This window comes from Microbacterium sp. B24 (assembly GCF_000333415.1).
Taxonomy (GTDB): domain Bacteria; phylum Actinomycetota; class Actinomycetes; order Actinomycetales; family Microbacteriaceae; genus Microbacterium.
Genome location: NZ_BADB01000322.1, coordinates 1 through 2,817 on the forward strand (window position 1 = coordinate 1; position 2,817 = coordinate 2,817).

Genomic DNA, 2,817 nt, shown 5'->3' on the forward strand with positions numbered 1-2,817 from the left:
AACAGTGCCTCTCGTACTGCGTCGGCGATGCGATCCCCTCGGCCAGGGCTGCTCGACCGGCCGCGGTGAGGGGTGTGCTCGATGCGCCGACCCCGCCCCGCCGTCCGCTCGATCAACCCAAGGCCGAGCAGGCGATTGGCGAGGGTGCCGAAGGCCTGATCGCTCTGGAAAGTGGCTGACGCCAGCGTGTGCCCGGTCGCTCCCGGCATCCGATCGATCGCGCGCAGCGCGTCCCATTGCACGAGCGTCACACCGGCGTCGCGCAGTGCAGCGTCCAGTGCCCGATGGTTGCGATACTGCGCGCGCTTGATCGCCTGCCCCAGCAGTTCGAGATTCGTTGCCACGGTGCTACCGTATCAACATTCGTAGATAAACATATTGATAAGGGAATGATCGTGACACCCAGACATCTCACGCGCACCGCACTCGTTCTGCACGGCGGCGGTGGTCCCGCAACCGTGGCGCCGATCGTCGCCCACCTGGGCACATCGATGCGTGTGATCGCGCCCACACATCCGGGTTGGGACGGGACGGCCCGCACCGACGAAATCGCATCGATCGCCGATCTTGCGAAGGTCTACCTCGCAGGCCTGCGCGCCGACGACGAGCGCGACGTCGTCGTCGTCGGTTCGTCGATCGGCGGGTGGATCGCGCTCGAGATGGCTGTGCAGGCAGCCGGCGACCCACAGGATGGTGGAACGGTCGGCGCGATCATCAGTATCGACGGGACCGGCCTCGTTATCGAGGGCGAGCCGGGCGCAGACTTCTTCGCGCTCGACGCGCGCGGCCTCGCGGAAGCGGCGTGGCACGACCCCGAGCGCGGATACCGAAACCCGGCGACGATGTCGGAAGCGAAGCGTGCCGTGCAGCAGTCCAACCGGCAGGCGATGGCGGCGCTGACCGGCCCCACGATGAGCGACGCGACCCTGCTCGAGCGCGTGGGCGCGATCGAGGTCCCGACCCTGCTCCTGTATGGCGCGAGCGATCGGATCGTCACACCGGCCTACGGTCGCGCAGTCGCGGCGGCGATCGGCGACGCATCGTTCGCAGAGATCCCGGCCGCAGGGCACCTCCCTCACCTCGAGGAGGCTGCGGCGACGTGGGCGATCATCGACGCCTTCCTCGCGGCACCGGGGAGTTTGCCGTGACGACTCCGTGCGTGACGCGCACCGCGCAGGGGCCACTCGCTGCCAGCGCGATCCACTCCAGCGAGATGTGACTAGGCTGATCCAGGATGCGTTGTCGACGCTGCACAAAGCCGCGCGTATCAGAAGCCCCGTCCCTGGCATGATCTGCCAGACGAAGAAAGGTGTCTCGTGACGGTCAACGATCAGGATCCGTACTCCCAGGGCCCGCAGGACAGCGACCCCGAAGAGACGCACGAGTGGCAGGAATCGCTCCAGCAGCTCGTCGACAGCAAGGGCGCCGGGCGTGGCCGCGAGATCATGCTCAGCCTGCTCAACAAGTCGCACGAGCTGCAGCTGAACGTTCCCCAGGTGCCGACGACCGACTACATCAACACGATCGCCCCGGAGAACGAGCCCGAGTTCCCGGGTGATGAGGAGCTCGAGCGCCGGTATCGCCGGTGGATCCGCTGGAACGCTGCACTGACCGTGCATCGCGCGCAGCGTCCGGGCATCGGCGTCGGAGGTCACATCTCCACCTACGCGTCGTCCGCCTCGCTGTACGAAGTCGGCTTCAACCACTTCTTCCGTGGTCTCGACGACCCCAACGGTGGAGACCAGATCTTCATCCAGGGGCACGCTTCCCCCGGCATCTACGCCCGTTCGTTCCTCGAGGGACGGCTGTCGGCCGATCAGCTCGACGGCTTCCGGCAGGAGAAGTCGAAGGCACCGGACGGCATCCCCTCCTACCCGCACCCGCGTCTCATGCCGGAGTACTGGCAGTTCCCGACCGTGTCGATGGGCCTCGGTCCCATCAACGCCATCTACCAGGCGATGACCAACAAGTACCTGACCAACCGAGGGATCAAGGACCTCTCCAACTCCCGCGTCTGGGCGTTCCTCGGCGATGGAGAGATGGACGAGGTCGAGAGCCGCGGACAGCTCCAGGTCGCCGCCAACGAGGGCCTCGACAATCTCACGTTCGTCGTGAACTGCAACCTGCAGCGCCTCGACGGCCCCGTGCGCGGCAACGGCAAGATCATCCAGGAACTCGAAGCGTTCTTCCGCGGTGCGGGCTGGAACGTCATCAAGGTCGTCTGGGGCCGCGGCTGGGACGAGCTGCTGCAGGTCGACACCGACGGCGCCCTCGTGCGCCTGATGAACACCACCCCGGACGGTGACTTCCAGACGTATCGCGCCGAGGACGGAAAGTTCATCCGCGACCACTTCTTCGGTCGCGACGAGCGCACCGCAGCCATGGTCAAGGACTGGTCCGACGAGGACATCTGGGGAAAGCTCCGCCGCGGCGGTCTGGACTACCAGAAGCTCTACGCTGCTTACAAGGCGGCGACCGAGCACAAGGGTCAGCCGACGGTCATCCTCGCCAAGACGATCAAGGGTTACGGCCTGGGTCATCACTTCGAGGGGCGCAACGCGACGCACCAGATGAAGAAGATGACGCTCGACGACCTCAAGCACTTCCGCGACTCGATGCGCATCCCCGTCTCGGACGCTCAGCTGGAGGAGAACCCGTACGCGCCGCCGTACTTCCACCCCGGTATGGAAGACAAGACGATCCAGTACCTGGTGGAGAAACGTCCCGCCCTCGGCGGGTTCCTCCCGGAACGCCGAACCCACCACGTGCCGATCAGCCTCCCCCGACGACAGTGCGTTACCCCCTGCCCCAAAAAGG

2 protein-coding genes and 1 pseudogene are annotated in these 2,817 nt (G+C 66.1%); 2 read left to right on the plus strand and 1 reads right to left on the minus strand.

Going from position 1 to position 2,817, the window contains the following annotated elements; translation table 11 throughout:
* A partial coding sequence (locus I5I_RS08330; RefSeq protein WP_148285514.1) for a MarR family winged helix-turn-helix transcriptional regulator occupies window positions 1–344 on the minus strand: 344 nt, incomplete at its 3' end.
* A gap of 51 nt (window positions 345–395) precedes the next feature.
* On the opposite strand from I5I_RS08330, the gene I5I_RS08335 reads away from it, so the two are divergent.
* Window positions 396–1,148 carry an alpha/beta fold hydrolase gene (locus tag I5I_RS08335; RefSeq protein ID WP_239640064.1) on the plus strand — a complete coding sequence of 251 codons (753 nt, stop codon included), beginning with the start codon at window positions 396–398 and terminating at the stop codon, window positions 1,146–1,148.
* Between the two features lie 168 nt (window positions 1,149–1,316).
* Window positions 1,317–2,817: pseudogene (locus tag I5I_RS08340) on the plus strand (pyruvate dehydrogenase (acetyl-transferring), homodimeric type); the annotation flags it as partial.